General features: G+C 72.3%; 24 protein-coding genes. 11 read left to right on the top strand and 13 right to left on the bottom strand.

What is annotated here, in order from left to right:
* Positions 1-44 precede the first annotated feature (44 nt).
* From ACFWNN_RS09455 to ACFWNN_RS09440, 4 genes are read left to right on the top strand one after another with little or no spacing between them, the layout of a single operon-like run.
* Entirely contained in the window at positions 45-1,256 is a 1,212-nt protein-coding gene (locus tag ACFWNN_RS09455) for an acetyl-CoA C-acetyltransferase (RefSeq protein ID WP_382439423.1), read from the top strand.
* Complete coding sequence (gene pcaD / locus ACFWNN_RS09450) at positions 1,256-2,017, top strand: 3-oxoadipate enol-lactonase (RefSeq protein WP_382439422.1); 762 nt, start codon at positions 1,256-1,258, stop codon at positions 2,015-2,017. Before ACFWNN_RS09455 ends, pcaD begins: the two co-directional genes overlap by 1 nt.
* Positions 2,014-2,787 carry a CoA transferase subunit A gene (locus ACFWNN_RS09445; protein WP_382439421.1) on the top strand — a complete coding sequence of 258 codons (774 nt, stop codon included), beginning with the start codon at positions 2,014-2,016 and terminating at the stop codon, positions 2,785-2,787. Before pcaD ends, ACFWNN_RS09445 begins: the two co-directional genes overlap by 4 nt.
* A 1-nt stretch (position 2,788) precedes the next feature.
* Positions 2,789-3,466: a CoA transferase subunit B gene (locus tag ACFWNN_RS09440; protein WP_382439420.1), complete on the top strand. Its 678-nt coding sequence runs from the start codon at positions 2,789-2,791 to the stop codon at positions 3,464-3,466.
* Here the strand turns inward: ACFWNN_RS09440 and ACFWNN_RS09435 are convergent.
* Positions 3,414-4,448 (bottom strand): Lrp/AsnC family transcriptional regulator, encoded by a 1,035-nt coding sequence (locus tag ACFWNN_RS09435; RefSeq protein ID WP_382439419.1) that lies wholly within the window; start codon positions 4,446-4,448, stop codon positions 3,414-3,416. The genes ACFWNN_RS09440 and ACFWNN_RS09435 overlap by 53 nt on opposite strands.
* A 91-nt stretch (positions 4,449-4,539) precedes the next feature.
* On the opposite strand from ACFWNN_RS09435, the gene ACFWNN_RS09430 reads away from it, so the two are divergent.
* The 3 genes from ACFWNN_RS09430 (at position 4,540) to ACFWNN_RS09420 (ending at position 6,672) form a co-directional block, all read left to right on the top strand.
* On the top strand, positions 4,540-5,244 hold the full coding sequence (locus tag ACFWNN_RS09430) for an SDR family oxidoreductase (protein WP_382439418.1): 705 nt from the start codon (positions 4,540-4,542) through the stop codon (positions 5,242-5,244).
* Positions 5,245-5,293: 49 nt separating this feature from the next.
* Positions 5,294-5,833 (top strand): MarR family winged helix-turn-helix transcriptional regulator, encoded by a 540-nt coding sequence (locus ACFWNN_RS09425; protein WP_382439417.1) that lies wholly within the window; start codon positions 5,294-5,296, stop codon positions 5,831-5,833.
* Positions 5,834-5,925: 92 nt separating this feature from the next.
* The gene (locus ACFWNN_RS09420) at positions 5,926-6,672 is read left to right on the top strand and encodes an SDR family oxidoreductase (RefSeq protein WP_382439416.1); all 747 of its coding nucleotides are present in this window, start codon (positions 5,926-5,928) and stop codon (positions 6,670-6,672) included.
* Here ACFWNN_RS09420 and ACFWNN_RS09415 read toward each other — a convergent pair.
* The 7 genes from ACFWNN_RS09415 to ACFWNN_RS09385 are packed head-to-tail and all read right to left on the bottom strand — an operon-like array spanning position 6,660 to position 12,350.
* Positions 6,660-7,838 carry a CynX/NimT family MFS transporter gene (locus ACFWNN_RS09415; protein WP_382439415.1) on the bottom strand — a complete coding sequence of 393 codons (1,179 nt, stop codon included), beginning with the start codon at positions 7,836-7,838 and terminating at the stop codon, positions 6,660-6,662. The genes ACFWNN_RS09420 and ACFWNN_RS09415 overlap by 13 nt on opposite strands.
* A 27-nt stretch (positions 7,839-7,865) precedes the next feature.
* Positions 7,866-8,372 carry a ribonuclease E activity regulator RraA gene (gene rraA / locus ACFWNN_RS09410; protein WP_382439414.1) on the bottom strand — a complete coding sequence of 169 codons (507 nt, stop codon included), beginning with the start codon at positions 8,370-8,372 and terminating at the stop codon, positions 7,866-7,868.
* The gene (otnC, locus tag ACFWNN_RS09405) at positions 8,369-8,968 is read right to left on the bottom strand and encodes a 3-oxo-tetronate 4-phosphate decarboxylase (protein WP_382439413.1); all 600 of its coding nucleotides are present in this window, start codon (positions 8,966-8,968) and stop codon (positions 8,369-8,371) included. The genes rraA and otnC overlap by 4 nt, the downstream gene beginning before the upstream one ends.
* On the bottom strand, positions 8,965-10,197 hold the full coding sequence (gene otnK / locus ACFWNN_RS09400; RefSeq protein ID WP_382439412.1) for a 3-oxo-tetronate kinase: 1,233 nt from the start codon (positions 10,195-10,197) through the stop codon (positions 8,965-8,967). Before otnK ends, otnC begins: the two co-directional genes overlap by 4 nt.
* Positions 10,194-10,838: a hypothetical protein gene (locus ACFWNN_RS09395; protein WP_382439411.1), complete on the bottom strand. Its 645-nt coding sequence runs from the start codon at positions 10,836-10,838 to the stop codon at positions 10,194-10,196. The genes otnK and ACFWNN_RS09395 overlap by 4 nt, the downstream gene beginning before the upstream one ends.
* Positions 10,839-10,843: 5 nt before the next feature.
* Entirely contained in the window at positions 10,844-11,920 is a 1,077-nt protein-coding gene (locus tag ACFWNN_RS09390) for an isocitrate/isopropylmalate dehydrogenase family protein (protein WP_382439410.1), read from the bottom strand.
* 19 nt (positions 11,921-11,939) lie between these two features.
* Entirely contained in the window at positions 11,940-12,350 is a 411-nt protein-coding gene (locus ACFWNN_RS09385; RefSeq protein WP_382439409.1) for a cupin domain-containing protein, read from the bottom strand.
* A 147-nt stretch (positions 12,351-12,497) separates the two neighbouring features.
* Between ACFWNN_RS09385 and ACFWNN_RS09380 the strand changes: the two genes are divergently transcribed.
* The 4 genes from ACFWNN_RS09380 (at position 12,498) to ACFWNN_RS09365 (ending at position 17,577) form a co-directional block, all read left to right on the top strand.
* The gene (locus tag ACFWNN_RS09380; RefSeq protein ID WP_382439408.1) at positions 12,498-13,373 is read left to right on the top strand and encodes a GntR family transcriptional regulator; all 876 of its coding nucleotides are present in this window, start codon (positions 12,498-12,500) and stop codon (positions 13,371-13,373) included.
* 207 nt (positions 13,374-13,580) lie between these two features.
* Positions 13,581-14,939, top strand: a complete 1,359-nt coding sequence (locus ACFWNN_RS09375; RefSeq protein WP_382439407.1) for a CitMHS family transporter — start codon at positions 13,581-13,583, stop codon at positions 14,937-14,939.
* A gap of 57 nt (positions 14,940-14,996) precedes the next feature.
* Complete coding sequence (locus ACFWNN_RS09370; protein WP_382439406.1) at positions 14,997-16,376, top strand: aldehyde dehydrogenase family protein; 1,380 nt, start codon at positions 14,997-14,999, stop codon at positions 16,374-16,376.
* 31 nt (positions 16,377-16,407) lie between these two features.
* The gene (locus ACFWNN_RS09365; RefSeq protein ID WP_382439405.1) at positions 16,408-17,577 is read left to right on the top strand and encodes an MFS transporter; all 1,170 of its coding nucleotides are present in this window, start codon (positions 16,408-16,410) and stop codon (positions 17,575-17,577) included.
* 14 nt (positions 17,578-17,591) lie between these two features.
* On the opposite strand, the gene ACFWNN_RS09360 is transcribed toward ACFWNN_RS09365, so the two are convergent.
* Genes ACFWNN_RS09360 through ACFWNN_RS09340 form a run of 5 tightly spaced genes read right to left on the bottom strand, consistent with a single transcriptional unit; the run spans position 17,592 to position 25,563 of the window.
* Complete coding sequence (locus ACFWNN_RS09360; RefSeq protein WP_382439404.1) at positions 17,592-20,249, bottom strand: DUF4157 domain-containing protein; 2,658 nt, start codon at positions 20,247-20,249, stop codon at positions 17,592-17,594.
* Positions 20,250-20,258: 9 nt separating this feature from the next.
* Positions 20,259-21,131, bottom strand: a complete 873-nt coding sequence (locus ACFWNN_RS09355; RefSeq protein ID WP_382439403.1) for a Pvc16 family protein — start codon at positions 21,129-21,131, stop codon at positions 20,259-20,261.
* Positions 21,128-22,432 carry an ATP-binding protein gene (locus ACFWNN_RS09350; protein WP_382439402.1) on the bottom strand — a complete coding sequence of 435 codons (1,305 nt, stop codon included), beginning with the start codon at positions 22,430-22,432 and terminating at the stop codon, positions 21,128-21,130. Before ACFWNN_RS09350 ends, ACFWNN_RS09355 begins: the two co-directional genes overlap by 4 nt.
* A 5-nt stretch (positions 22,433-22,437) precedes the next feature.
* A complete protein-coding gene (locus tag ACFWNN_RS09345; protein WP_382439401.1) occupies positions 22,438-24,129 on the bottom strand; it encodes a hypothetical protein in 1,692 nt (563 codons plus the stop codon).
* 3 nt (positions 24,130-24,132) lie between these two features.
* Positions 24,133-25,563, bottom strand: a complete 1,431-nt coding sequence (locus tag ACFWNN_RS09340) for a hypothetical protein (RefSeq protein WP_382439400.1) — start codon at positions 25,561-25,563, stop codon at positions 24,133-24,135.
* Positions 25,564-25,571 lie beyond the last annotated feature (8 nt).

Below are 25,571 nucleotides of genomic sequence, written 5' to 3'. Positions count from 1 at the left end.
ATGAGTATTTCCGGATATGAGAGTGGCGTCCTAGGGTCGAGGACATGACCGACGTCGTGATCTGTGAGCCCCTCCGCACCCCGGTAGGACGGTTCGGCGGGGCGTTGTCCTCGCTGAGCGCCGCCGACCTCGCCACCGCCGTGCTCACGGAACTGGTGCGGCGCACGGGACTCGGCGAGGGCGACGTCGACGACGTCGTGCTCGGGCAGAGCTACCCCAACGGCGAGTCGCCCGCGGTCGGCCGGATCGCGGCGCTGGACGCGGGTCTCGGCGTCGGCGTTCCCGGGCTGCAGATCGACCGGCGCTGCGGCTCCGGGTTGCAGGCGGTGCTGTACGCGGCGGCCCAGGTCGCGACCGGGGCGGCGAACGTCGTCGTCGCCGGCGGTGTGGAGTCGATGTCGCAGGTCGAGCACTACGCGCTGGGGTTGCGCGCGGGCGTCCGCAGCGGTGGCGTGCAGCTCGCCGACCGCCTCGACCGCGCGCGGGAGACGGCCGGTGGACGGTTCCACCCGGTGCCCGGCGGCATGCTGGAGACGGCCGAGAACCTGCGTCGCGAGTACGGCATCTCCCGCGCCGAGCAGGACGAGTACGCGGTCCGGTCGCAGCAGCGCTGGGGCGCCGCGCACGAGGCCGGCCGGTTCGCCGACGAACTCGTGCCCGTCACCGTTCCCGGCGGACGCAAGCCGGACGTCGTCGTCGATCGCGACGAGCACCCGCGTCCGGAGACGACCCTCGAAGACCTCACCAAGCTCCGGCCGGTGCGGCTGAAGATCGACGCCGAGTCCACCGTCACGGCGGGCAACGCGAGCGGCCAGAACGACGGCGCCGCGCTGTGCGTGGTGACCACCCGCGCCGAGGCCGAGAAGCGCGGCCTGCGGCCGATGCTCGCGCTCCGGTCGTGGGCCGTCGCCGGGGTCGGGCCGGAGGTGATGGGCATCGGGCCCGTCCCCGCCTCGCAGGCCGCCCTCGACCGCGCCGGGCTCACCCTCGACGACATGGACGTGCTGGAACTCAACGAGGCGTTCGCCGCCCAGGTGCTCGCCGTGCTGCGCGAGTGGAAGGTCGACAGCGCCGACGAACGCCTCAACCCCAACGGGTCCGGCATCTCGCTCGGTCACCCGGTGGGCGCGACCGGCGCGCGGATCCTGGCCACCCTCGCGCACGAGATGCACCGCCGCGGCAGCCGGTACGGCCTGGAGACGATGTGCATCGGCGGCGGCCAGGGCCTCGCCGCGGTCTTCGAGGCGGTGCGCTGATGGCCGTCGCCGAGGTCCACCACGTCGTCAGCGGCAACCCCGCCGGCCCGGTCGTGGTGCTGTCCAACTCGCTCGGCTCGACGCTGGAGATGTGGGACGCCACCGTCCCCGCGCTCGAGGAGCACTTCCGCGTCGTCCGCTACGACACGCGCGGGCACGGCCGGTCCCCCGTCCTGCCCGGCCCGGCCACCATCGACGCGCTCGCCACCGACCTCGTCGTGCTGCTCAACCGCCTGAACGCCGAGAAGGCGCACCTGGTCGGCCTGTCGCTCGGCGGCATGACGGCCCTGCGCGTCGCGATCCGCAACCCCGAACGCGTCGACCGGCTCGCCGTGCTGTGCACCAGCGCCCACCTCGGCCCGGCCTCGAACTGGACCGACCGCGCCGCCCTCGTCCGCGCGGAGGGAACCCAGGCCGTCGCGAAGGCCGTGGTCGACCGCTGGTTCACCCCGGCCCACCGCGACCGCGCGCGCTGGGAGGCGATGGTCGCGGCCACGCCGGCGGAGGGCTACGCGGGGTGCTGCGAGGCGATCGCCGCCATGGACCAGCGCGCCGACCTGCACCGGATCACCGCGCCCACCCTCGCGATCGCGGGCGCCGACGACCCGGCCACCCCGCCGCCGCACCTCGACCACATCGCCACGTCCGTGCGGGACGGCCGGCTGCTGGTCGTGCCGGACGCGGCCCACCTCGCCAACGCCGAACGCCCCGAGGTCGTCACGGCGGCGCTGCTCGACCACCTCACGAAGGAGAGCTCATGAGTCTGGACAAGGTGGTCGGCGGCCCGGCCGAGGCGGTGGCCGGCATCCGGTCCGGCGCCAGCGTCGCGGTCGGCGGGTTCGGGCTCGCGGGCATCCCGTGGTTCCTCATCGAGGCGTTGCTGGAGCAGGGCGCCGACGACCTCACGATCGTCTCCAACAACTGCGGTGTCGACGGCGCGGGCCTCGGCCTGCTGCTGGAAAGCCGCCGCATCAGCCGCGTGATCGCGTCGTACGTCGGCGAGAACAAGGAGTTCGCCCGCCAGTACCTCGCGGGCGAGCTGACCGTCGAGCTCACTCCACAAGGGACACTCGCGGAACGGCTGCGCGCCGGCGGTTCCGGCGTGGGCGCCTTCTACACCCCCACCGGCGTCGGCACGCTCGTGTCCGAGGGCGGCCTGCCGTGGCGGTACAACGCCGACGGCACCGTCGCGATCTCCTCCCCTCCCAAGGAGGTGCGGACGTTCCACGGCAAGGAGATGGTGCTGGAGGAGTCGATCGTCACCGACGCCGCCCTCATCCGCGCCGCCGTCGCCGACCGCGCCGGCAACTGCGTCTTCCACGCCGCCGCCCGCAACTTCAACCCGGCCGCCGCGATGGCCGGCCGGTTCACCGTCGTCGAGGCCGAGCGCGTCGTCGAGGTCGGCGAGATCCACCCCGACCAGGTCCACCTGCCCGGCGTGTTCGTGCAGAGCGTCGTCGCGCTCACGCCGGAGCAGGCCGCCCGCAAGGACATCGAGAAGCGCACCACCCGCAGCCGGGAGGCGAACTGACATGGCCTGGACCCGCGACGAGATGGCCGCCCGCGCCGCGCTGGAACTGCGCGACGGCGAGTACGTCAACCTCGGCATCGGCCTGCCGACGCTGATCCCCGACCACCTGCCCGCCGGCTCGACCGTCACGCTGCACGCGGAGAACGGCATCCTCGGCGTCGGCCCGTTCCCCTACGACGACGAGGTCGACCCCGACCTGATCAACGCCGGCAAGCAGACCGTCAGCGTGCTGCCGGGAGCGTCGTTCTTCGACTCCCCCACCAGCTTCGCCATGATCCGCGGCGGCCACATCGACACCGCCGTCCTCGGTGGCATGCAGGTCTCCGCGCACGGCGACCTGGCCAACTGGATGGTGCCGGGCTCCATGGTCAAGGGCATGGGCGGCGCGATGGACCTCGTCAGCGGCGCGCGCCGGGTCATCGTCCTGATGGAGCACAACGCCCGCAACGGCGACGCCAAGCTCGTCGCCGCCTGCACGTTGCCGCTCACCGGACGCCGGGTCGTCTCGCGGGTGATCACCGACCTGGCCGTGCTCGACGTCGAGGACGGCACGTTCCGGCTGGTCGAACTCGCACCCGGCGTCACGGTCGAGGAGGTCGCGGCCAGGACCGGCGCCCCGGTCGCGCTCAGCCCGGAGTCGCCAGCCGGTCACCGTCCACTCGTGTCCCCGCCTGCTTGAGCTGCCGGAGCACCGGACTGACCTCCATCGTCTCCACTCCCGGCAGGCCGCCGAGCCTGCCGGTGCTGAACTCGAAGAGGTGGTCGAGGTCGCGGCACTGCACGACGGCGTGCAGGTTGTGCGGTCCGGTCACGGCCGCGGCGAAACCCACCTCGGGCATCTCCGCGGTCGCCCGGCCGACCGCCTTGATCTTGCTGGGGTGCACCCGGAGCCACAGGTTCGCGCGGGTGCGGAAGCCCAGCGCCTCGGGCGTGATCTCGACGTCGACGTGCACGACTCCCCCGGCGACCAGCGCCTGCAACCGCCGTGACGCACGGCCGGGCGTCAGATCCGCGGCGGCGCCCAGGTCCACGAAACTGGCCCGCCCGTCGACGGCGAGCGCGGCGAGCAGCTTCGTGTCCTGGTCACTCAGCCGGTGCGGTTGTCGTTGCACGGCAGGGCGTTCGGTGAACGGGGTGCCGGCCGCTCCCAGCGCGGTCTCCTGCTCGGCGGTCAGGGCCCCGGTGAGCGCGGCCCAGTAGTGGCCGCGACCGCCGACGAACTGGCGCAGGATCGCCGACGCCTGGAGGTCGAGCACGGCGGCGGCGCGGGGAAGCCGGTGGCCGAGCAGGTCGTCGCGCTGTTCCCGCGACCGCGAGCGCACCGCGAACGTGACCTCGGCGCCGGCCGCGCTCAGGGCGACCCAGCTGACGTCCTCCCGCTGTGCCAGCGACTCGGCCATGGCCGTGGCGCTGCCCGGACGGCACCGCAGGCGCACCATCCACCTGCTCTGCCCCAGCGCTCCGGGGTCGACCACGCCGATCACCCGGATCGTCCCGGCGCGCACCATGCGGCGGTAGCGGCGGGCGACGGTGAGCTCGGACAGGCCCAGCACAGTCGCGACCGTGGCGAAGCTGATCCTCGGATCGATCTGCAGGGCGCGAAGGATTCTCACGTCCTCTGGCTCCAGCATGCCGGAATCAGCGATCTGGGACCCGTTCATGATGGCGATCTTACGAAGAGACGGGAATCTGGACAGGTCGAAGCCCTCGCGCGGCGCACCCTGGACCGCGACCGAACGAAGGAGCCCGATCTTGTCTCTTCCCAGCACCTCTCCCACGATCCTGATCGTCGCCGCCGGACGCGGTCTGGGCCACGCCCTCGCGGAGCAGTTCCACCTCAGGGGGTGGCACGTCATCGGCACCGTCCGGCCCGGCAGCGGGCACACCTCGTTGCACGACCTCGCCGAGAACGGCGGCGTGGAGATCGAGACGCTCGACATCGGCGAACCCGGCCAGATCGCCGCACTCCGCCGGCGCCTCGACGGCCGCGTGCTGGACGCCCTGTTCGTCAACGCGGGGATCACCACGGAGGACCAGGACGTGACGCCCGGCGAGGTCACGGACGACGAGTTCACCGCCGTCATGCTCACCAACGCGCTCAACCCGATGCGCGTGATCGAGGCGTTCCAAGACCTCGCGACCCCGACCAGCCTGCTCGGCGTCATGTCGTCCGGCCAGGGCAGCATCGCCAACAACGAGCGCGGACGGCGCGAGATCTACCGCAGCAGCAAAGCAGCCCTCAACCAGCTCATGCGCAGCTACGCGGCCCGTCAGCAGGAGCCGAAGCGCACGCTGCTGCTCACCGCGCCCGGCTGGATCCGCACCGACCTGGGCGGCCCCGACGCCCCACTCGCCATCGAGGACAGCATTCCGAGGCTCGTGACCGTGATGCTGGACCAGCTCGGCACGCCGGGCCTGCGGTTCCTCGACTACCAGGGCCAGGTCGTGCCCTGGTGAACGGCCGGGCCGCAGCCTGCTGATCACCGTGATATGACTGGGGCGATCCGTGAGCACAGGAGGAAACCGAGTGGTCGAGGACGCCCGCGTGCAGGGCCCGGACCCGGTGTCGGTCGGCGAGATGTGGCGGCGGGAACTGCCCGGCGTCGACGTCACCAACATCGTGCTGGCCTCGGCCGTGCACCGCGTGGCCCAGTTGCTGGAGCAGGACTTCACCGAGCTCGCCCGCGAGCACGACCTGCTGCCGTCGGAGCTGCGGGTGCTCTTCGCCCTGCGGCGCTCGCCCGGCGAGACGCTGAGCCCGACCCAGCTGTTCCGCCAGTTGATGATCACCTCCGGTGCGGTGAGCAAGCAGGTGGCCAGGCTGTGCGAACGGCACCTGGTCAGCCGCCGGCTCGACCCGGACGTGCCGCGCGGCGTGCTGGTGCAGCTGGAACCGGCCGGGCGGGACATCGCGGAACAGGCCGTGCGGCGGATGAGCCTGCGGCACGCCGGCCTGGAGGACCTCGACCGGGGCACGGCCAAGTCGGCGATCACGGCCCTGCGCGAGGTGCTCGCCGCCCTCGACACCTCGCTCTCCACCGACTGACAGGTCTGTGCCGCGCGCCACTTTTCGGCGCCACATTTGCCGTGCCCCTCCACGCCCGCTTATCTTCCTAGGAAGATAGCTTCCAAGGAAGTATGCGAGGGAAAGTCATGGGCAAGGACTCGAAGGTCGTTCTGATCACGGGCGCGAGCAGCGGCATCGGCGCGGTGGCGGCGGAACGACTCGCGGCGGCGGGCCACACCGTGGTGCTGGGCGCCCGCCGTGCCGACCGGCTGGCGGAGGTGGCCGAGAAGATCAACGCGAACGGCGGCACGGCCACCGCCCTGCCGCTCGACGTGACCGACCGGGCCGGCTTCGCGCGGTTCGCCGACACCGCCCGCGACCGGCACGGCCGGATCGATGTGCTGGTCAACAACGCCGGCGTGATGCCGCTGTCGCGCCTGGACGCGCTGCGCGTCGACGAGTGGCAGCAGACGATCGACGTCAACCTGACCGGCACGCTGCACGGCATCGCCGCGGTGCTGCCGTGGATGACCGAGCACGGCGGCCACATCGTGAACATCTCGTCCACGCTCGCGTTCGAGGTCGTGCCGGCCTCGGCGGTCTACAGCGCGACCAAGGCCGCCGTGCGCGCGCTGTCCGACGGGCTGCGCAAGGAGCACCAGAACATCCGGGTGAGCGTGATCAGCCCGTCCTTCACCGAGTCGGAGCTGCTGGGTTCCGGCGGCGACCCCGGCACGATGGCCTGGGTGCAGGACATGGCGAGCAAGCTGAACATGCCCACGTCGGTCGTCGCCGACGCCATCGCGTACGCCGTCGACCAGCCGGCCACGATCGACGTCAGCGAGATCGTCGTCCGGCCGGCGGCTCAGGCGGGCTGACGCGGCACCCGTCCCGCCACCAGCGCGACGCCGACCTGCACCACGCCGAGCACACCGACCAGGACGAGCGACGCGGTCCACGTCCCGGTGTGCTCGGCGAGGTACCCGGCGAGCACCGGGCCGAGCGCGGCGAGCAGGTACCCGAGCGACTGGGCCATGCCGGACAGCTGCGTGGTCCCGTGCTGGCCCCGGCCGCGCAGGCTGATCAGCGTGAGCGCGACGACCAGCGCGGCCCCGGTGCCCAGCCCGGCGATCACCACCCACACGATGCTCCACGCCGGCATCAGCAGCAGCCCGGCCACCCCGACGACCATCGGCACGCTCGCCGTGACCGCCGCGCGGACCACGTCGTCCCCGTGCCGCATCAGCCGCGGGATCGCGAGACCCGCACCGACACCGACCAGCTGGTAGACGAAGAGGTGCAGCCCGGCGCGTTCGGCGGGCACGCCCTCGGACATCTCGATCGTGGGAAGCCACGTGACTATGACGTAGAACGTCGTGGACTGCAGGCCCATGAACGCGGTGACCAGCCACGCGGTCGGCTGCCGCCACACGCTCACCGCCGCCTGCGCCTCATCGGCGGGCACAGCGGGGCTGCCCAGCCAGGCCCGCGGCGACCAGATCACGGCGGCGACGACCGCCGGAACCGCCCAGAACGCCAGCGCACCACGCCAGCCCATCCCGTGCGAGAGCGGAACGGCCACCGCCGACGCGACCGAAGCCCCCACGGTTATGCACGCCGAGTAGACACCCGTCGCCGGCGACACGTGATCGCGGTAGTCCCTCTTGACGATCGTCGGCACCAGCACGTTGCCCACCGCGATCGCACACCCGGCGACCGCCGTCCCGGCCCACAGGCCGACGTCCCCGAACACCGCCCGCGACGCCGCACCGATCGCCAGCACCACCAGCGCCACCAGCAAGGTGCGCTCGACCCCGAACCGCCGTGCGGGATGCTGCACCAGCGGAGAGATCGCCGCGAACGCCAGCAACGGCAACGCGCCCAGGAACCCCTGCGCCCCTTCGGAAAGCCCGGTCTCGTCCCCGATCCGCGGCAGCAGCGGCCCGACCGTCGTCAACGTCGGCCGGAGGTTGAGCGCGACCAGGAACACCAACGCGACCAGCACCGGCGCCATCGCGCCTGTCCGCGCCGTGCGCGTGTTCATCGGCCTACCTCCGGCTCCACGACATCGCTAGGGCACGGGGAGTACAGCAGAGCCGGCGACCGGGACCAGGGCCACCCCGTCCTCGTCCGCGTGCAGCACGTCGCCCGGCCGGAACTCGATGCCGCCGAACGTCACGGGCGCATCCACCTCGCCCGCGCCGGTCTTGCCGCTCTTGCGCGGGATGGTGCCCAGCGCGAACACCCCGAGGTCCATGCCCGCGAGCGCGGCGCTGTCCCGCACGGCCCCGTGCAGCACGAGCCCGGCCCAGCCGTTCTCGACGGCGGCCGCGGCGATGAGGTCACCGGTCAGCGCGGTGCGCAGGGAGCCGCCACCGTCGACGACGAGGACGTGGCCTTCGCCCGGCGTGCGCAGCAGCGAGCGCACGAGGTCGTTGTCCTCGAAGCACCGCACCGTGCGGACCGGTCCGGCGAACCGCGTCCGGCCGCCGAAGGAGCGGAACTGCAGGTCGCACACGCACAGTGCGTCGCCGTGCTCGTCGACCAGGTCGGCCGTCGCGACTGGGGTGATGATCACAGGTGCTCCTCCGGTTCGTCCGCCGTCGTGGTGCGAAGTCCTCGCAGCAGAAGGTAGATGCGGGCGGTCTCTTCGAGTTCCTCGGCCGCGTCCGCGGCGGTGAGGAGGTCAGGGCCCGCGACGACCGATCCGTGGTTGGCCAGCAGGAACGCGTGGTGGTCGCGGGCGGCCCGCTCCACGACGGGGCCGAGGGCGGTGTCGCCGGGAGCGTGGAACGGCAGCAGCGGGAGCTTGCCCACCCGCATCGCGTAGTACGCGGTGAGCGGCGGGAGCACGTCGGCGGGATCGAGGCCGGCCAGGCACGACACCGCGACGGCGTGGGTGGAGTGCAGGTGCACCACCGCGTGCGCCTCGGGACGGGCGCGGTAGACGGCGGCGTGCAGGAACGCCTCCTTGGTCGGCGGCGGGCCGCTGACGTGCCGTCCCCCGGTGTCGATGACGGACAGGGCGTGCTCGTCCAGGGCGCCGAGACTCACGCCCGTCGGCGTGACCAGGATCCGGTCGCCCACGCGGACGCTGAGGTTGCCGGTGCGGCCGTGGGTGAGGCGTCGCTCGAACAGCGAAGCGCCGAGGGCGACGAGCTGCGCGACGGTCATCGGGAGTCCTGCGCGGCGCGCACCAGCAGGTCGGGGCGGCCGAAGTTGCCCGACTTCAACAACAACGCCACGGGGTCGTTCCCGGTGGTGACGCACCAGGGCACGCCCCGGTCGGCCTCCTCCCCGACCAGCACCTGCTCCACGCCGAGTGCCGTGGTCACCGCACCGGAGGTCTCGCCACCGGCGACGACCACCCGGCGCGCGCCCAGTGCGACCGCCCGCCCGGCCAACCGGCCGAGGGTGCGTTCGAGGATCTCCGACGTCCGCGCGCCCATCGCCGCACGAGCCGCCTCGCGTTGTTCGGGCCGTGCGGACGCGTACAGCACGACCGGGCCGTCGCCGAAGTGCTCGTCCAGCCAGCGGAACGCGGTGCGGGCGAGTTCCTCGGGGTCGGGCGTGGCGACCGGGTCGAGGCGGTGGGCGGGGAACCGGGCCAGCGCGTGGTCGAGCTGGTCCAGGGTGGCCGCCGAACAGCTGCCGGCGAGGACGACCGCGGGACCGGCGGGCAGGCGGGTTCCCTCGTCCGGCCGGGAGAACGCGGTCGTCCTCGCGATCGCACCGGCCAGCCCGGCGCCACCGGTGACGACCGGGAGGTGCGCCGTCGCGCGGGCGACCGCGAGCAGGTCCGCCTCCTCGGTCGCGTCCACCACGACGTGCCGGATTCCCTTGGCCACCAACGCGTCGAGGTGCTCGCGGATCGATGCGCCGCGCACGACGTCCAGCGGCAGCAGGCCCACCGGGTGCGGTGTCTGGCGGCCGAGCACGCGCACCAGGTCGGAGTCGGTCATCGGGGTGAGCGGGTGGTGGCGCATCGACGACTCCGACAGCAACACGCCGCCGACGAACAGGTGCCCGAGGTAGGTCGTGCGGCCGTGCTCGGGGGTGGCCGGGCAGATCACCGTGACCTCGCCGCCCGCCAGCGCGTCGACCACGGGCCCGATGTTGCCCTCGTCGGTCGAGTCGAACGTCGAGCAGTACTTGACGTACAGGCGCTGAACTCCCTGCGCGGCAAGCCATCGCCGCGCACGGACGCTCTGCGCCACGGCCTCGTCCGCCGGGAGCGCGCGGGTCTTGAGCGCGACGACCACCGCGTCGCAGTCGGGCAGCACGGCATCGGGACCGGGGACGCCGAACCTCAGCACCGTGCGCAGGCCGGCCCGGCGCAGCGCGGCCGCGACGTCGCTGCCGCCGGTGTGGTCGTCGGCGACGCAGCCGAGCACCGGGCTCACCGGGCGGCCAGCGCGGTGTGGACCGCCCGTGCCGCGAGGTGCGGAGGACTGAGCACCGGCACACCGGCGAGCGCCCGCACGCGTTCGGCGACCGGGGCGAGGGAGAACTGGCCGAGCACCACGACGTCGGCGGGCTGGGCGCGCGCCGCCGCGGCGAGCAGGTGAGCGGCGTGCTCGACGTCGCCGGCGGCCACCGCGTCGCGCACCCCGGCCACCGTGCGGCCGTGCACCGTCGCCTCGGGCCCGAGATGGGAACGCAGCCTGCCGGCGGTGTCGTTCGTCCCCGCCTCGGCCGCCCCGAGCACGAGCACCGTGGCGGGTTGCAGCCGCACGACCTCGTCGAACAGCGCGCGGTCCGGCGGCAGCACGGGCACCGGACCGGCCGTCACCTCCGCCGCGACGGGGCCGTACATCGAGCACGTCAGCAGCACGGCGTCGGCTCCGTTCTCGACGGCGTACCCGATCAGCGCGCGCATCCTGTCCCGCAGGGCCGGGGTCAGCCCGCCGGCCTTCTCCACCTCGCCGATCAGGGTGTCGTCGAGCAGGTTCCACAGCCGCGCCTGCGGCATCACGGCGGCGAACGCCTCGGCGGCAGGCCCCATCGGCGCCGCGGTGGCGTGCACGAGTGCGACAACGGTCATGGGCGTCAGGCGTTCTCGATCGCGGCCACGACGGCCTCGGTGAACCCGGTGGTGGACGCGGAGCCGCCCAGGTCGCGGGTGCTGGTGCCGCCGGTCACGGTCGCGGTGACGCCTGCCTCCACGCGTGCGGCGGCGTCGCGCAGCCGGGGGTCGTCGTGCTTGCCCGCCAGCCATTCCAGCAGCATCGCGCCCGAGTGGATCATGGCGATCGGGTTGGCGAGGTTCTGTCCCGCGATGTCGGGGGCGGAGCCGTGCGCGGCCTGCGCCATGGCGTGGGTGTCGGAGGAGTTCACCGAGGCCGCGATGCCGAGCGAGCCGGCGAGCTCTCCCGCGAGGTCGGACAGGATGTCGCCGAACATGTTCTCGGTGACGATGACGTCGAACGCGTCGGCGCGGCGCACGAGGTGCACGGTCATGGCGTCGATGTGGAAGTCGTCCACGGTGACGTCCGGGTACTGCTCGGCGATCTCGCGGCAGACGTCGCGGAACAGGCCGCTGGTCAGGCGGAGCACGTTGGCCTTGTGCACGATCGTGACGCGCTTGTCGCGCTGCAAAGCCAGTTCGAACGCCGTGCGCGCGATCCGTTCGGTGGCGGCGCGGGTGATGATGCCCATCGCGACCGCGACGTCCGGGGTGGGCATGTACTCGCCGGTGCCCGCGAAGGTGTTGCGGTCGGCGTAGAAGCCTTCGGTGTTCTCGCGGACGATGACCAGGTCGGTGTCCGGCACGACGGCGTTGCCGCCGGGGAACGCCTTGGCGGGGCGGATGTTGGCGTAGAGGTCGAAGTGCTTGCGGATCGTGCCGCTGGGGTTGAGCTGCGAGCGGTGCGGCTGCGGGTAGGACGCGCTGTCGTGCGGGCCGAGCAGCCATCCGTCCACAGTGGCCAGTGCGTCGAGCGTCTCCTGCGGGGTGTGGGCGCCGTGGGTCTCGATCGCGGTGGCGCCCAGCGGGAGCTCGGTCCACTCGATCGGCTCGACGCCCGCGGCGCGCACCGCCGCGTCGAGGATCGCGACGGTGGCGGGCACGATCTCCGGGCCGATGCCGTCGCCGTGCAGCACGCCGAGGCGGTAGGGCTTGGTCATGTCGGATCTGCCTTTCAGCTCAGCGGGAGTGCTCGGCGTCGACGCGGGTGGTCAGCCCGGTCGAGACGATCGTGCGGGTGGCCTCGACCGAGGCGTAGGTCCACAGGATGCGCATGGGGGCGGTGCCGGAGGCGTTGCGGAAGCGGTGGGGCACGCCCGCGTCGACGTAGGTGGTGTCGAACCGGGTCAGGTGGTGCTCCACGCCGTCGATCTCGACCACGGCGTCGCCTTCGAGGATCACGACGCTCTCCGGGCAGTTGTGGGTGTGCAGGGGGATTCCCGCGCCACCCTCGAACAACGTCTGTCCGTTGAGGAACACCTCGGCGCCGCGCGCACTCGTGACGAGCGGGATCGTGCGGGCGCCTCCGCCGCGGGAGAACGGCGTCAACTCGGCCGGGCGCAGCACCGAGGCGGGGAAGGAGTGGGTCATCGGAGCGTCCGATCGGGGTTTCGTGATGGTGTCGCCACCGTAAACCCATCTTGGTATTTTGCCAACAAGTAATACCAACGAGGTGACCCGCGTCTCCGCACCGCGCCGTAGACTGCGGCGAACGATCACCACCCCGAGGATGGACGCATGCCGCCGACTCAGCTCACCCGTCAGGTCGCCGCGCGCATCGTCGACTACATCCGCACCGAGCAGGTCGCCACCGGAACGCGCCTGGTCGAACGCACCCTGGCCGACCACCTGCGGGTCTCCCGGTCGCCGGTGCGCAACGCGCTGCGCCTGCTCGCCGACTCCGGCGCGGTCGCCGAGGCCGAACGGGGCGGCTACACCGTCCTCGACCTCGCGGACCTCCGCCTCGAGCTCACCGAGGACGCGGAGGACGGCGTCGACGAGTCCGTCTACCTCAGGATCGCCTCGGACCGGCTGGACGGGACCCTGCCCGACCGCGTCACCGAGAGCGCGCTGACCCGTCAGTACGCGCTCACCCCCGCGCAGCTCAACCGCATCCTGCGCCGGGCCTCCTCGGAGGGCTGGATCGAGCGGACACCCGGCTACGGCTGGGAGTTCCGGCCGACGCTGACGTCCGAACAGTCCTATGCGGACAGTTACCGCTTCCGGCTCACCATCGAACCGGCGGCGATCCTCGAACCGACGTTCGTGCTGGACCGGGCCGCGCTGGAGCACGTGCGCGACCAGCAGCAGCGCCTCGCGGACGGGGCGATCCACGAGCTGGACAACATCGAGCTGTTCAACATCAACCACGTCTTCCACGAGACGATCGCCGAGTGCAGCCGCAACGAGTTCTTCATCGAGGCGCTGCGCCGGATCGACAACCTGCGCCGGCTGGTCGAGTACCGCCGTTCGCTCCCCCGCGACCGCGGCGTGGTGCGGTGCCGCGAGCACGTCGAGATCGCCGACCTGCTGCTGGCCGGTCGCCGGACCGAGGCCGCCGAACGCATGCGTGAGCACCTCAGCTCCGTCACCACCGAGAAAACAGGCTCCTAGCAGCACGAACACCGCACCGGGGTGATCGACGACCACCTCTCGGGGTTCGTCACGACCAAGATTCTTGGTACTTCCTACTTGTAAAATACCGAGCGCGCCCCTACCGTCGCCTTCACCGTTTCCCGGACCCGACGGCCGATCGGTGCGGCACGAACCGCGCGACCTCCCCGGCCGAAGCACTCAATCCGCGCGAGTGGAGAAGCAAAGATGCTTGCCGTTCTCGGTTTTCTCACGCTGGGCACGTTCATGGTGCTCGTGCTGCGCAAGTACGCCACGGCGTTCGTCGCGATCATCGCGGCGCCGGTCGTCTTCGCGATCCTCGCCGGTCGAGGGGGCGATCTCGGGGACATGGCCGTCAGCGGCATCAAGACCGTCGCGCCGACCGCGATCCTGCTGCTGTTCGCGATCCTCTACTTCGGCGTCATGATGGACGCCAGGCTGTTCGATCCCGTGTCCCGCGCGATCATCCGACTGTCCAAAGGGGACCCCGTCCGGATCTGCGTGGGCACCGCCGTGCTGGCGCTGCTGGTCGCGCTCGACGGCGACGGCACCACCAGCTACATGATCATCTGCTCGGCGTTCCTGCCGATCTACCGCCGGCTCGGCATCAACCCGCTGGTCATCGCCACGATCGCGACGATGGCGCTGGGCGCGGTCTCGGGGTCGACGCCGTGGGGTGGCGCCGCGACGCGGGCGATCAGCGTCCTGCACCTCGACGCCACCGCGTACTTCGTGCCGTTCCTGCCCTCGCTCGCGCTGACCGGCGGCGTCATCGTGCTCCTCGCGTACGTCCTGGGCGTGCGTCAGCGCCGGCGGATCGACCCGCTGGTGATCGCCGAGGTGGCCCAGGAGCTCGCCGCGGGCCGCACCCGTGGCGGCGGCACCACCACGACGATCACCGGTGGGTCCGCCGGCGCGGGCGACGACGGCGAGCCCGGGACCGTGACGCCGCGCTGGCGGATGTGGTTCAACGCGGGCCTCACCGCGGTGCTGCTGGTGTTGCTGGTCCTCGGCGTCGCCCCGCTGGTCACGTTGTTCATCGCCGGGTTCGTCATCGCCCTGCTGGTGAACCACCCGCAGCTCGCCGATCAGGGCGACGTGATCAAGCGGCACGCCGCGAGCGCGGTCCCCGTGGTGGTGCTGGCGCTGGCCGCGGGCATCTTCACCGGGATCCTCACCGACACCGGCATGGTCGAGGCGATGGCGAAGTCGATGCTGTCGATCGTGCCCGAGGGGATGGGCAACCTGATCCCGGTGTTCACCGCCGTCATCGGACTGCCGCTGAGCTTCTTCATGTCCAACGACGCTTACTTCTTCGGCGTCCTGCCGGTGCTCGCCGAGTCCGCCGCGCAGTTCGGCATCCCCGCCGACGAGATCGCCCGCGCCGGCGTCATCGGCCAGATGCTGCACTCGGTCGGCCCGGCCTCGGCGCCGCTGTGGGTGCTGCTCGGCCTGGTCAAGCGCGACCTCGGCGACTTCCAGCGGTTCAGCCTGCTCTGGGTCACCCTCGCGTCCCTGGCCTGGATCGTCTTCGCCGTGCTCACCGGCGCCATCAGCATCGCCTGACCACCTCACGACCGTGACCGAAACGCCCGCAGCACGCCTGAGCCGGGAGCCGCCCCCATGCCCACGATCACCACCGTCAACCCGGCCACCGGCGAGCCGCTCGCCGGCTACGAGGCCTTCACACCGTCCGAAGTGGACACCGCGATCGCCACGACCCGCCGTGCCGCGGACACCTGGGCCGCCACGCCGCTGCCACGCCGCCTCGCGCACCTGCGCGTGCTCGCCGGCGAGCTGCGGGCGTCCCGGGACGCGCTGGCGTCGCTGATCACCGCCGAGATGGGCAAGCCGACCGCGGAAGCCCTGGGCGAGGTGGAGAAGTCCGCCCTCACCGCCGAGTACTACGCGGCGAACGCCGAACGCATCCTCGCCGACGAACCCGTCGACGTCGGCCCCGGCGCCGAGGCCTGGATCCGCTGCGAACCGCTCGGCGTCGTCTTCGCCGTGATGCCCTGGAACTTCCCGCTGTGGCAGGTGATGCGCTTCGCCGTCCCCACCCTCGCCGCCGGGAACACCGTCCTGCTCAAGCACTCCCCCAACGTCACCGGCAGCGCGCTCGCGATTCAGGACCTCCTGGCCCGCGCGGGCTTCCCGACCGGCGCGCTCACCGCTCTCGTCGTCGCCGAGGCCGACGTGCCCGCCGTGAGCGAGAGGATCATCGCGGACGACCGGATCGCCGCCGTCACGCTCACCGGCAGCAACCGGGCGGGCGCGGCGGTCGGCGCGGCGGCGGGCCGTGCCGTCAAGAAGGCGGTCCTCGAGCTCGGCGGTTCCGACCCGTTCATCGTGCTCGACGACGCGGACGTCGCCACCGCCGCGGCCGCCGCGGTCCGCGCCCGGTTCACCAACGCGGGCCAGAGCTGCGTGTGCGCCAAGCGGTTCCTGCTGCACGACGCCATCGCCGAGGAGTTCACCGCCAGGTTCGTCGCCGGCGTGCGCGCCCTGACCGTCGGCGACCCGGCGCACAGCGACATGGGCCCGCTCGCCCGCGCCGACCTGCGCGACCAGCTCCACGTCCAGGTCGAGAAGTCCGTCGGCCAGGGCGCCGCGCTGGTGCTCGGCGGCAACCCGATCGACGGCCCCGGCCACTTCTACGAACCGACCGTCCTGACCGGCACCGGTCCGGGCGTCATCGCGTTCGACGAGGAGACCTTCGGCCCCGTCGCCGCCCTCGCCACCGCGCCGGACGACGACGCGCTCGCCGGTCTCGCCGACGCGAGCGAGTACGGCCTGGCGGTGAGCATCTGGACCGCGAACCCCGACCGCGCTCAGGCCCTCGCCCGGAAGATCACCACCGGGGCGGTGTTCGTCAACGCCGTCGTCGCCTCCGACCCGCGACTTCCTTTCGGTGGCACCAAACGCAGCGGCCACGGCCGTGAGCTGGCCGCGGCGGGCATCCGCGAGTTCACGACCGTCCGCACCTACTGGGTCGCCCGATGACGACCCGGCGACCGTCCACACCGGACTTGCGTTGACCGGCACGCCGCGGCGTCTGCTCGTGCTGCTCCTGGCCCACTCCGTGCTGGCCCAGGTGATCACGTTCGTCCTGCGCCCCGCCGTCACCTACCGGGCGATCGAGCTCGACGTCCCCGGAGGCTGGCTGGGCGCGCTCGCGGCGTCGTTCGCGGTCGTCCCGCTGCTGCTCGCCGTCCCGTCGGGCCAGGCCACCGACCGGTTCGGCGAACGGCGCGTGATGATCGCCGGAGCACTGCTGATGACCGCGTCGGCCGCGATCCTGCTGCTCACCGGCACCACCGCGGCGGGCCTCGCCGCGGGCATCGCGGTCCTCGGCACCGGACACCTGCTCTGCGTGGTCGGGCAGCAGGCTGCCGTGGCCAACGCCGCGCCACCGGAGAAGTTCGACACCGCCTTCGGCCACTACACCTTCGCGGCGTCGCTCGGCCAGGCCCTCGGCCCCGTCCTGATCACGCTGACCGGCGGCGGCTCGGCGGTCCCCGACACCACGACCCTGTTCGCCGCGTCGATCGCCCTCGGCCTGACCCTCACCGTCAGCGCGCTGCTCCTCCGGACGCCGGCGCGCCCGACGGGCGCACGTGAGCAGGAGACGGGCGGCATGCGCACCCTGGTCCGCCTGCCAGGACTCCCGCAGGCGTTGCTGGTCAGCTGCGTCGTGCTCGCCGCCGTCGACATCACCCTCGTCTACCTGCCCGCCCTGGGCACCGACCGCGGCCTCACGGCGGGTTTCGTCGGCCTCCTGCTGACCCTGCGCGCCGCCGCGTCCATGACCTCGCGGCTCTTCCTGGGCCGCCTGGTCCCCCTGCTGGGCAGGCAACGCCTCATGATCGTCACGACGATCCTGTCCGCGACGTCCATGGCCGCCCTGGCCCTGCCGCTCCCACCGGCCGCCCTGGCCTGCCTGGTCGTCGCCCTGGGCCTCGGCCTGGGCGTGGGCCAGCCGCTCACCATGGCCTGGCTGGCCGCCTCCACCCCACCGGGACTGCGCGGCCGTGCCATGTCCCTGCGCCTCACCGGCAACCGCCTCGGCCAGGTGGTGCTCCCCAGCGCGGTCGGCGCCCTCGCCGTGACCACGGGAGCGGCGGGTGTCCTCTGCGCGACGGCCGCCGCGCTCGCCGCCGTCGCACCCCTGGCGCGCCGCCCGGCCACCGATCAGGGCACCTGAGCTCACGTCCGCGGCTACGGGAGAACGGTGATGTCCAGGAGTATTCCTTGGCCCTTCTTCGCCACGAACAAGTCGTGGTGAAGAACGTCGGCCAGCCCGGTGGGGGCGTGCTCGAGGTGCTCCTTCACCACCTGCCGCAGCGCGGCGAGGTCTTCGGCGCTGTGCAGTTCCCAGCGGAACGCGTTCATGCCCCAGTCCCTGGTCCACTCGGCCTGACGGACGAGTTGGTCGAAGACGCCCTTGGGGAGCTTGCCGCGGTGGGCCTTGATCGCCAGCGGCATCTTGATCTCCTGGCCGGCCTTCGCCGCGAAGTCGAAGTGGTCGATGTCCACGAAGGGGCCGGCCTTGGTCTGGCCCTTGAGGTTCAGGGACGGCAGCTTCTGACTGAGGTCGGCTTCGGACACCGCTTCGAAGATGCCGCCTTCGCTGCCTCGCGGGGAATGCGCCTTCGCCGAGGTGTGGAACGGCGCGTCGCCCAGGCCGGGGCGGCGCGCGTTGGAGTAGCCGAGGGCCTCGTTCATCTGGCTGGCGTAGGAGTCGCGGATCGCTCTGTCGATCGCGGCCACCGACTTCTTGGTCGGCTTCTGGACGGCCTCGCGGATGAGGTGCTGGATGTCGGGCGGGTAGTGGCCGATGTTGCGTTCGAAGAAGGGCAGGAAGCGGTTCACGGCCTCGGCCGCTCGGGTCTTGCCGATGCCTTCCCTGGGGATCGGTGGTTCCTGGGGGCCCAGTGGTCTGCGGGGCGGGTCTGCCGGCACGCCGCCCGAGCCGCCGCCGGAACCGCCTGAACCGCCGCGTTTGCCGCCTGAACCTCCTGAACCGCCTCCGCCGGAGCCTTGGGCCGGTGTCTTCTGCGTTCTGGTGGTGGTGTTGGTGGTAGTGCGGGGCGGCCGGTTCGGGCCCGCCGTGGCCATCGCGTGGTCGGCGGTGGCGGGGACGTGGTCGACCTCTGCGGCGGTGCGGGCGGAGGCTTCTTCGGCCTCCAGAACTTCGGCCAGTTCGGCTTCCGACTTGAACGGGGGCGGATCCTTGCGTTTGCGGCGTAGGGGGAACGGCTCCACCGGCTTGGGTTCGGGTGGCAGGGGTTTCGGCTCGGGGACGAACGGCTTGCGCGGCTCGGGTGGCGGGAAGAAGGGTTCCGGCGCCGGGGCCGGGCGGCGCCAGCCCGGGATGCCCGGCTCGACGGGACGGGGTGCTTCCTTGGGCAGGACCGGCGGTTTCGGTTGTGTCGCGGGCTTCAGGCCTTCGGCCACCGCCTCGACGCGTTTGGCGGTTCCCGCGGTCTTGGCCACGTCGCCCGCCTTCGCCACGTCGCCTGCCCTGCCCAGCTCTCCGGCCAGGTCGGCTGCTTTGGCCGCCTCGCCGAGCCTCCCCGCCGCTCCGGCGCCCCGGCCCAGGGAGCCTGCCGCCTTGGCCTCGCCCGCGCCGATGAAGAAGCTGCCCACGTCGCCCAGCAGCAGGCCCGGGATCTCGGCGTAGCGGCCCTTCTCCCAGGCGGCGATGTAGTTCTCTCCCAGGCCCTTCACCAGGGCCAGGCTGTCCGCCTGGCGGCGTTTGACCTTGGCGTCCTCCGCGGCCAGGTAGTTCGCGCCGGCCTGCCGGGCGGAGACGGCCGGATCGACCAGGTCCGAGGCCAGGTTGGCCACGTTGGTCATCGTGTCCCTGCCGGGCACGGGGGTGCCCATCTCGGCGATCTTGTTGAGGCCTTCGACCGTGCGGACCGGGTGGACGACGATGTTCGCCAGGCCCTCGCCCATGGTGTAGACGGACTTCGCCAGGCCGCCCTGGATCTGGCGGGAGTAGGCGGAGGCCTTGCCGCCGGTTCTCGCGTCGACCGCCTTCGTGAACAGGTCGGCGGGGGTGCCGAACTTGCCGTCCTCGTAGGCCTCGATGCCGGCGAACACCTCCTTCTTGAGGCCGGCCAGGCCTTCGTCCATGCCCTTCTGGTAGTCCTGCACGGCTTGGACGGGGTGGCCGTCGAGGGTGGCTTTCAGCATCGCGCGGCGCGGCTGGGTGGTCACCTTGGCGGCGGCCGTCATCACCTTCGCCGTGGTCTGCAGCACCGCCACCTCAGGCTTCTTGGCCGCGTACTGCTCGACCTTCTGAGCGGCCACCTCGGCGAGCGACGGGGCGTCGTTGACCTTGGCCACGAAGTCCTTGGCCTTCTCGATGGCCGGGGCCGCCCGGTGGTAGGCCTCGCGGGCCTTGCGTTCCAGCCAGGACATCTCCCCCGCCTGACGGGCGATGCCGGGGGTGCTCGCGCCCGCGACCTCGACCGGGCCACCGGTCACCGCCCGGTCGGCTGCCTGGTGCGCGTCCTGCTCCAAGCCGGGGGACGGCGGGCCGCCGCGGGACTGCTGCACGACGTGCGCGAGTTCGTGGGCCAGGGAGCGTTTGCCGCGTTCGTCGCCCGGGGTGTACTCGCCCGTGTTGAAGACGATGTGGTCGCCTGCGGTGTAGGCCTTGGCACCGACGGCGGTGGCCGACTCGGCCGCCACGGCGTCGGTGTGGACGCGGACGTGGGCGAAGTCGTGGCGGAAGCGCTCCTGCATGAGGGCACGGACCGCTGGGTCGAGCGGCTCTCCCGGTGACCGGAGCGTGCGCTCGTGCAGGACCTGAGGTGCCTGTGCCACCTCGGTTTCAGCGAGCTGCGGGTCACGTTCGGAAGTCATGCCCGCCCCTCACGTGAGGATCAGCCGGTAGGCGTCGCCGTGGTCGGGCAGCCGCGTCGCGACCACCCGTTCGGCGAGACCCGCCGCGCTCGCTCGCACCCGGTAGTCGCCGGGTGCCAGGCCCTGGAAGAGATAGCGACCGTCCTCATCGGACTCCACGGCCCCGATCCCGGTGCCGTCCGGTCGTTCGAGCCGGACCCTGGCGTGCGGGACCGGCTCTCCCGCCGCGTCCACGACCGTGCCGCCGAACGTGATCAGCTCCTCGTCCGCGACCCTGGTGACCACGGTGGTGGCAGGCACGGCGGTGGCCCTCGTCCCGAACTCGACCGGGATCGTGAGCCGCAGGTAGATCGCGGGCCGCCACGGGTGGGTCCCCGCCATGGTCCCCCAGAACTCGGCGTACTTCGCGAACCCTTCCCCCGGCATCACGACGGCAGGCAGTTCGGCCTCGGCGAGGGCGGGCGGGAAGTCCGCGGGCAACCCGGCGGCGCCGTAGACCCGTTTCGGCACAACGGGTTCCGCTTCGCACAGCACGGCCGCGACGCGGTACAGCAGGTCGTGCTCGTCGACCGTCGGTTCGACGGCGGGGGTCACGGCGGCGGCGCTCCACGCCGTGATCAGGTAGTGCAGGTCGGCCCGGCGGGGCGGCACACCGGTCCGCAGCTCCCCGTCGACCAGCCGGTGCGTCCGCTCGACGCTGCGCAGGCCGCGGTTCTCCCGCAGCTCCACGAGGTAGACGTTGACGGCGTCGCGTTCCAGCGTGGCGACGTACTGCTTCCAGGTGTCGTCCGGCGGCTGGAACCGCACCTGGGTCTCGGCGTCGATCCCGGCCACCCCGGAGATCAGCAGGTGGCGCAGCATCCGGTCGACGTGGGCGATCACGGCTGGAACTCCGCCTCGGAGAGCTGCTTGCCCATCTTCTGGTACTCCCTGCGCACGGCCTGCAACACGTGCCGCAGGCGGATCGGGCCGTCGCCGGCGAGGTACGCGGCGGCCAGCGCGCAGTTCTTGATGTTGCCGCCGCCCAACGGGTAGCGCCCCGCCAGCAGGTCGATGTCGACGTCGTCGGACAGCGGCGCCCGGCCCGGCCAGATCTGCGCCCAGATCCGCCGCCTGCTCGCCTCGTCGGGGAACGGGAAGTGCACCGCGAAGGCGAGCCGCCGCACGAACGCCTCGTCGAGGTGGTGCCGCAGGTTCGTGCCGAGGATCGCCAGCCCCCGGTAGGACTCCATCGCCTGCAGCAGGTAGCCGATCTCCAGGTTCGCGTACCGGTCGTGGGAGTCGCGGACCTCGCTGCGCTTGCCGACGAGCACGTCCGCCTCGTCAAACAGCAGCACGGCGTCGGCCTCCTCGGCGGCGGTGAAGATCCGCTTGAGGTTCTTCTCCGTCTCGCCGATGTACTTGTCGACCACCCTGGCGAGGTCGATCCGGTACAGGCCCAGCCCCAGCTCGCCCGCCACCACCTCGGCCGCCATCGTCTTGCCGGTGCCGGGCGGTCCGGAGAACAACGCCGCGATCCCCGTGCCCCGCGACAGCTTCTCGGCGAACCCCCACGTGCCGAGCACCCGATCCCGTCCGGCGACGGTGGCGCAGATCTCCCGCAACGCGGCGGTCGTGTCGTCCGGCAGCACCAGGTCGGCCCACCCGGCACGCGGGGTGATCTGCTCGGTGAGGTCCGTCAGCCGGGAGGCCGCCCGCATCCGTGCAGCGGCGGCCAGCTGCCCGTCCCCACCGCGGTCCCCGACCAGCGCGTCCACGATCCCGGCGTCGACGACGACGTAGCGGGCCCGGGTCGGCGGCGCGACGTCCCGTGGATCGGCGACCAGCTCCACCAGCCCGTGTCTCCGCAACGGCGCGTCCGCCGCGAACCTCGCCAAGCAGGCGTGACGGTCGTCGGCGTTGGCGCACAACAACGTCAGCACCACGTCCACGGTCGGCCTGCCGCGCGCCGGGTCCTCCTGCAACAGCGCGAAGGCCCGTTCGTACCGCGCGTCGACCTCGGGGGCCAACGCCACCACCAGCACGTCGACGTCGAACGGCGACAGGCCGAACTCCCCGGCCAGCCAGGCGAAACCGGACCCCTCGACCGTCGTGTCGGCCAGCTCCGCGCCCTGCCAGCCGGTGCCCTCCACGACGTCGACCAGCCGCCGGTCGAGCCGGTCGAGCACCAGCTCCTCCGCCACCGGACTCAGCCCTCGTCCGGCCGGTCGGCCAGCGTCCGCGTCGACACCTCGAACGGCACGGCCCGCTCGCCGGGTTCGCCGTGCGCGTCCGGGTGCAGGTAGTTCCCGCGCTCGTACCCCTCCTTCTCGGTCTCCACCTCGAACGGGTGCGCGCGGGCGTAGGCGTCGTGCCGCACACCGGTCAGCTGCCAGCACACCTTCGCCCCGGCGGGCCCTCCCGCCACACCGAACCGCCCGCCGGACACCTCGGCCGCCACGTGCAGGTCCGGCGCCGCCGCCCCGATCGCGGTGAGCTGGTAGCGGAACCCGGTGTTCAACGCCTCGAACCACGGCGGCAGCTCCACGACCGCCGCACCGGAGTCGTCGAGCACGACCACCCCGTCGTAGACGTTCTTCATCTCGTCGCTCTCGACCGCGGAGTGCGTCAGGTACCGGTTCGCCGGGTCCACCGGGTGGTCGATCTTGAAGCTCAGGAACGTCTTGGTCAGCCTGCCACGCACCTCGACGTCGCCGTTGAAGACGGCGGCCGGGCTGCCCTGCGCGAACACCGCAGGGCCGCCGCCGAGGTGGAACGCCGCGACCGCGGCCTTGCCCGCTCCCCTGGCCACGCCCTTGACGCCGTCGCCTGTGGTGAGCCCGTCACCCCACACGCCCGAGGCACCGGAACCGGCGGGTGCGTGGGTCTCGCCGTAGACGCCGATCCACGACCGCCCGATGCCGGAGAACCCGGTGGCCCCGTCCGCGCCGGCCCCGGTCCCGGCCGGCGCGCTGCCGAACACCCCGAACCACGTCTCGCTCTCCCCGAGGACCCCGGCGGCGCGGCTCTTGCCCCACACCCCCGGACCGGCGTTGCCGCCCTGGTTGGTGTTCACGCCGATCACGCCGGGGTGGAACTCGGCCTGGGTCCGCCCGACGACGCCGCGGCGCGTCGCCGACTCCCCCAGCACCGCGTCGACGTTCGCGCCGTCCCGCGCCACCACGCCGTTCGGGGCGGTGAGCGGGCCCGACACCACCAACGCACCTTCGGTCGTGAGCACGCCGTCCGGCCGTGCCGAGATCGCCGCGGTCACCCGGTGATCGACGTTCGTCACCCCCGCCGTGGTGGTCACGGCCGGCACGCGGAACTCGACCCGTTCCACCGCGATCGCCGCCGTCCGGCGCCGCTGCGCGCTCACCGCCGTGATCCTGCCGGCCCCGTCGAGCTGCAGGTGGGCGAGCACCACCTCGGCCCCGGCGTCCACGACGGCGTCGGCCCGCTGGATCCGCAGCAACGGTGTCTCCATCATCAGGAAGGCCTGGTTCGCCTGGAACCCCGCCTTGTCGAACGTCTCCGCCCACCCGACCGTCACGACCACAGGCCCGCTCAACCCGTTGGTGGACAACACGACTCCGATGTCCACAACGGACACGAGCGTCTGGTCCTCCAGCTTCGCCGACCCACCGGCGGCCAGCGAGATGTGCCGCCCCTCCGCGTCGACCGCCACCCCGGTCGCCACCCGCGCGGACGTCTGCCCCACCATCGCCGACACCCCGAGCCCGGAGCAGATGCCCCACTGGTGCAACGACGCGGCGTGCGCGCCGACCAGCGGACGCACGTACCGCTCGACGTCGATCCGGCTCTCCCGCAACGCCGTGGTCCCCTGCCGCAGCTGCCCGGTGACGTCCACGTAGCTCGTCCGGACCAGCTTCTCCGCCATGACCTACACCTCCCGGGCCTGGGACGGGGTGAGGAAAGCCGAACGCTCCACGGGCTCGCCGTGCACCTCGGGGTGCAGGTAGGTGCCCTGTTCGTGCTCGGGCTTCTCCTCCTCTACGACCAGCGGGTTGGCCACGGCGTAGGCGTCGCGCCGCACGCCGGTGAGCGTCCAGCTGACCTCCTGGCCCGGCCGCCCGCCCGCGATCCGGAACCGTCCACTCGCGACCTTGGCCGCGACGTGCAGGTCCGGGGCGGGACCGCCGATCGGGGTCAGCTGGTAGCGGATGTGGTCGTTGAGCGCCTCGAACCACTCCGGCAGCTCGACCTCCGCGGCACCCGAGTCGTCCAGCACGACCAGGCCGTCGTAGAGGTTCTTCATCTCGTCGCTCTCGACGACGGAGTGGTTGAGGTAGCGGGAGTCCGGCGTGACCGGATGGTCGATCCTGAACTGGACGAGGCTCTTCTTCAGGGTTCCGACGACCTCGACGTCACCCCAGAACAACGCGGCCTTGCCGTACTGGCCCGGTTGCGGTGGCCACGGCACCACGCGCCTGTTGTGGCCGCGCACCACCAGCTTCGGAAAGCTCGTGTGGTACGCCGTGAGCCCGTCGACCCCGATGGCCACCCCACCGCCGCCGCTCTGCGCCGAGATCCAGCCCTGGGCACTGCCCGAGTTGACGAACCAGTCGCCCTCGGGACCTTCGTAGAGATGGCTCGGCACCGAGGTCGGTGACGTGCCCGAGATCGAGGCCTTGCCACCGATCGCCACGCTCGTGGGCACCTGGAACACGTTGTCGCCGTCGACGTGGAACGGATCCGTCGCCGCGTTGCCGACCGAGTTCGCCTCGGCCTTGCCCCGACGGAAGACCAGCCGTCCGACCTCGATGCCGGGCGCCCTCCGGAAACCCACCCTCAGCTCCGCGACCTTCCCGTCCTCCAGCCGGATCTGGGCCAGCCCGGTCTCGGTTCCGCTGTCCGGAAAGCCGACCGTGGGGTGCCAGGTCACCAGCGGCGTCTCCATCAGCTGGAAGACCTGGTTGGCCTGGAACGCGGCCTTGTCGAACGTCTCGGCCCAGCTGAGGTTCAGCAGCCACAGGCCCGTCCGCGCCCCGGTCGGGACGGTGAAGCCGGACGCGGTCACCGGCACCAGCGTCTGGTCGTCCAGCTTCACCCACCCGCCCTCGGCGACCACGACGTGCCTGCCCTCGACGTCCACCGCGACACCGGGTGCCACCGTCACCTCGGTCGCACCCGCCGCGGCCGTGACCTCCAGGCCGGAGGCGACACCGCGCCCGTGCAACGAGGAGGCGTGGGCGCGCAGCAACGGCTGCACGTACCGTTCGACGTCGATCCTGCTCTCCCGCAACGAGGTCGTGCCCTGGCGGGGCTGCCCGGACACGTCCACGTAGCTGGTGCGCGTGAGTTTCTCGGCCATGGCCGCCT

The organism is Lentzea sp. NPDC058450 (assembly GCF_042721395.1).
GTDB lineage: Bacteria > Actinomycetota > Actinomycetes > Mycobacteriales > Pseudonocardiaceae > Lentzea.
This window is presented reverse-complemented; position numbering and strand designations above follow the sequence as displayed.